Source organism: Hymenobacter sp. (genome assembly GCF_035709525.1).
Classification (GTDB): domain Bacteria; phylum Bacteroidota; class Bacteroidia; order Cytophagales; family Hymenobacteraceae; genus Hymenobacter.
The window spans coordinates 1-4,037 of the sequence record NZ_DASTEP010000185.1 but is presented as its reverse complement, the minus strand read 5'-3'; the positions used below and the strand labels follow the sequence as shown (position 1 = coordinate 4,037).

Annotated in this window: 3 protein-coding genes; 1 reads left to right on the top strand and 2 read right to left on the bottom strand. The window is 64.1% G+C overall.

Annotated features, from left to right (window positions below; genetic code table 11):
- Positions 1-216: 216 nt before the first annotated feature.
- Positions 217-900 (top strand): hypothetical protein, encoded by a 684-nt coding sequence (locus tag VFO93_RS16575; RefSeq protein ID WP_325135487.1) that lies wholly within the window; start codon positions 217-219, stop codon positions 898-900.
- 204 nt (positions 901-1,104) lie between these two features.
- Here VFO93_RS16575 and VFO93_RS16570 read toward each other — a convergent pair whose 3' ends face one another.
- Positions 1,105-3,069 carry a KUP/HAK/KT family potassium transporter gene (locus VFO93_RS16570; protein WP_325135486.1) on the bottom strand — a complete coding sequence of 655 codons (1,965 nt, stop codon included), beginning with the start codon at positions 3,067-3,069 and terminating at the stop codon, positions 1,105-1,107.
- A gap of 158 nt (positions 3,070-3,227) precedes the next feature.
- Positions 3,228-3,935 (bottom strand): hypothetical protein, encoded by a 708-nt coding sequence (locus VFO93_RS16565; protein ID WP_325135485.1) that lies wholly within the window; start codon positions 3,933-3,935, stop codon positions 3,228-3,230.
- Positions 3,936-4,037: the final 102 nt, after the last annotated feature.

Genomic DNA, 4,037 nt, shown 5'->3' with positions numbered 1-4,037 from the left:
CTCGACAACCACGTCAGGAGCCTCGCTCACCACGTCAGGAAGGTCGCACGCCACGTCAGGAGCCTCGGCGGCCGCGCCAGCAGCATCGGGGGCGGTGCCAGCTGCCGCGCCCGCCACACCGGGCGGCTCGGCAGCTAGCGTGCAGGTTATGTGCCGGCTGGCTGCTACTTTCGGGGCGGCAACACCGCCAACTTATCTGCTTAATTCCAAGAGCTTATGAAAGACCAAGAAGTAACCCGCCAAAACGCCCTATCCGATGCCGACCTGGTGGCCGACTGCCGCCGGCGCAGCAGCCAGGCCCGCCTCGACCTGGCCGACCTGCAAGCCGAAGGCGTAACGGTCGCCGACCTCGACAGCTTCGACCAGGAGGCCACGGCCTTTGAGAAAATGCCCTCCGACGACGCCCTCGAATACGCCCGCGTGGCCCTGCGCCAAACCCGCGACGCGGCCCTCGAAGCCGGCCGCTCGGCTTTGCGCACCGTGCTCAGCCCCGTGCGCCGCGCCTACGGCGACACCTCGCCCCAGCTCCGGCGCTTCGGGGCCGGCCGCCTCGCCGATGCCAACACGGCCGAGGTGCTCAACCTGCTGCAAGACGCCCAAACCACCGGCACCGCCTACCTCACCGACCCCAAAACCACCGCCGAAGGCTTCACCCAGGCCCGCCTCGACGGGCTAGCCCCCGCCCACGCCGCCCTGCGCACCGCCCAGCAGCAGTACCTCGACGCCGACCAGACCCGCCAGCAGGGCACCCGCGCCCGCGTGCTGGCCTACAACGCCCTCGATACCCGCTGCGCCAAGCTCTGCGCCCGCAGCTACGACCACTACGCCGAGCGCGACGCTACCAAGGCTAAAGCCTACGTGCGCGACCCCGCGCCAAGCGCGGGTGGGGCGACTGTGTAGGGCTCGCCGGGCGGGGCACCTCACCCCCCGGCCCCCTCTCCAAAAAAGAGGGGGAGCCGGACGAATAATAAGACGGAATAAAGCAAAACAGAAAGAGCTTTCAGCATTGCTGAAAGCTCTTTCTGTTTTTGGCAAGAGGATGTCAGGCTCCCCTTCTTTTTTGGAGAGGGGGCCGGGGGGTGAGGTTCCCCCGCGCGGCGAGCCCTACTTTATCCGCGTCAGTGCCACCTCCCTTACGGGCGCAATTACCAGCGGCACCTTCTCCACCTTCACCGACGAGGTATCGAGCCCGAAGTACTGGGCCTCGCCCGAGATGAACTGCTTGAGGTAGAAATACGCCTGCATCACGAGCTTCTCCAGGGTCGGGAAGTCGTTTTCTATGCTGAGGTATTTTTCCAGCACCACGAAGCGGAAATCACCCACCACGTGGCGCTGGCTCAGCGAGGCGTAGCGCGAGGTAATGTCCACTTCCTTGTTGCGCACCAGGTCTTCGACCACCTTGCGGAAGAACAGGTTGATGCGCTGCTGCACCCGGAAGCCGAGGCGGAAGTTGATGCGGAACACGTCGTCAGCGGCCAGCTCGGTTACCTTGTACTCCATCGTGTAGGGCTCGTCGGTGGTATCGACGTGGATAAACCAGTAGATGTCCGCCCGCTTGGGCCGCTTCTGAAAGATGGAGTAGATGATTTTCTGCTCAATCTCGTTCGGGCGCTCGGCCGAGGTCAAAAACACGAGGTGGGTAGCGTACTTGCCAATCGACTCGTCGTTGCTGAGCTGCTTGAGCGGCTCGATGTAGGGCTCCATCTTCACGAAGTCGGTGAGGCGGCGCTTGATGTAGTACGATTTGAGCCACACGTACATCACGCCCATGAGGGCCGCCGCGATGGCCAGCGACACGAAGCCGCCGTGCGGAAACTTGATGAGGTTGGCCAGCAAAAACGACCCCTCGATAAACCCGTACACCACCACGAACAACGCCACCAGCGGCAGCGACACGCGCTTGATTTTGCGCAGCCACACCGTCAGCAAAATCGTCGTCATGAGCATCGTGAGCGTGATGGCCAGGCCGTAGGCCGCCTCCATCTCGCTGCTCTCGCGGAAGTACAGCACTACCCCGATGCAGCCCAGCAGCAGCAGCCGGTTCATGCTCGGCACGAAGAGCTGCCCCTTCACGTCGGTGGGGTAGTTAAGGCGCACTTTGGGCCACATATTGAGGCGAATGGCCTCGGCCACCAGCGTAAATGAGCCCGTGATGAGCGCCTGCGAGGCGATAACCGCCGCCACCGTAGCCAGCCCGATGCCGAAGAGCAAAAACCAGCCCGGCATGAGCGCATAAAACGGGTTCTGGTCGCCAATCTGCTCGTTTTGGTGGGCCAGCAGGTAAGCGCCCTGCCCGAGGTAGTTGAGCACCAGCGTGGTTTTTACAAAAGCCCAGCTGATGCGGATGTTGCCCTTGCCGCAGTGCCCCAGGTCGGAGTACAGCGCCTCGGCCCCGGTAGTACACAAAAACACCGAGCCCAGCAGCCAGAAGCCGCTCGGGTACTGCGTCAGCAGCTTGTAGCCGTAGTAGGGGTTGATGGCCCGCAGAATGGTGGGGTCGTGCGCCACCCACACCGCGCCCAGCACGCCGAGCATCGTAAACCACAGAAACATAATTGGCCCGAAGGCCTTGCCCACTATCTGCGTGCCAAAGCTTTGCAGCAGAAACAGCCCCGCGATAATGCCAATAACGATGCCCACCACGTAGTTCTGCGTCAGGCTCGGGTACACGGTTTTGAGCCCCTCAATGGCCGATGAAACCGAGATGGGCGGCGTAATGACGCCATCGGCCAGCAGCGACGCCCCGCCCACAATGGCCACCACCGAGAGCCAGGCCCCGCGCCGCCGCACCAGGGCGTAGAGCGAGAAAATGCCGCCCTCGCCGTTGTTGTCGGCATTGAGCGTCAGCAGCACGTACTTGACGGTAGTTTGCAGCGTGAGCGTCCAGATAACGCACGAAATGGCCCCGAGCACCAGCACCGGGTCGATGAGCCCCGGCGTGGCCCCACTCTTGAGGATGGACGACATCACGTAGAGCGGCGAGGTGCCGATGTCGCCATAAATAATGCCGAGCGCAATGAGCAGCCCGGCCCCGGATATGGCGGTGTGGTCGTGTTTAGAAGAACTCATAAACAATGGTTCGGGTAGTAGAAAAACAGCCTAAGGCGTAGTGTGCGGGGCTGGCCCCGCCCGTATCGGTTAAAAGAACTGGTAAACGTGCGCAAGCCTACGAGCGCCGCGTTTATCGCGGCACCCGCCGCGGGCATTACAGGCGGCGCTTACGTAAGCTAGACGGGAAAGGTAGGGGCAGGGGAGTGCGCGGCTTCGGCCGCTTGCCGGGTCAGGCGCTCGGCTTCGGCCAGCGCCAGCGAGTAGGCGGCCTCGGCGGCGGCCCGGTCGTGGGCGCGGGCCACGCGGCGGTTTAGTTCGCCGGCAAGGCGCTGCCACTGCGCCAGCTCGCCAGCCAGGGCAAAGTGCGCCGGCTGCCGGCCCAGCAGCCACAAACGCAGCCGGTTGGTGCCACGCTGCCCGTAGGCCAGCAGCAGCGCCGTAGTGGCCATGCCCAGCATGGCCGGCCCGGTGTGCAGCCAGTTTTGCAAAAAGGCGATGATGACCACGGCTAGGCCCAGCCCGCCCAGCAGTACCCACAGCACCCAGCGCACGTGGTGCACCTCGGCCCGCTCCAGCTCACGCAGCCCAAACGTCTGCCCCAGCACCGTCACCAAGGCATCGGTGAGCACCAGCTTGCCATCGGGGCTTTGCACGGTGGGCAGCGGCACCACGGGCGGCAGCGGCGCGGGAAAAGGAATAGGAGCCGGCTCCTCAACTACCGCAGGCTCAAAAGCCTCCGGCGGCGAAGTTTCAGCGGGGCTCGAAGCTGCCTCGGGCCGCGCGGCCAGTCGCACGCCGGCCGTGCTGCTCAGCACCCAGGTAGGCGCGGGCACGGCGGCCGGGGGCGTATTCGGCGGGTTTTCGGGGGCAGAAGGCGTAGGCACGGCCGGGGTAGTGGTCAAGAAATTAGAGGCAATTGCTTAGAAAGCCGCTCTTCCGTCATGCTGAGCGGAGCGCAGCGCAGTCGAAGCATCTCTATTAGTGAA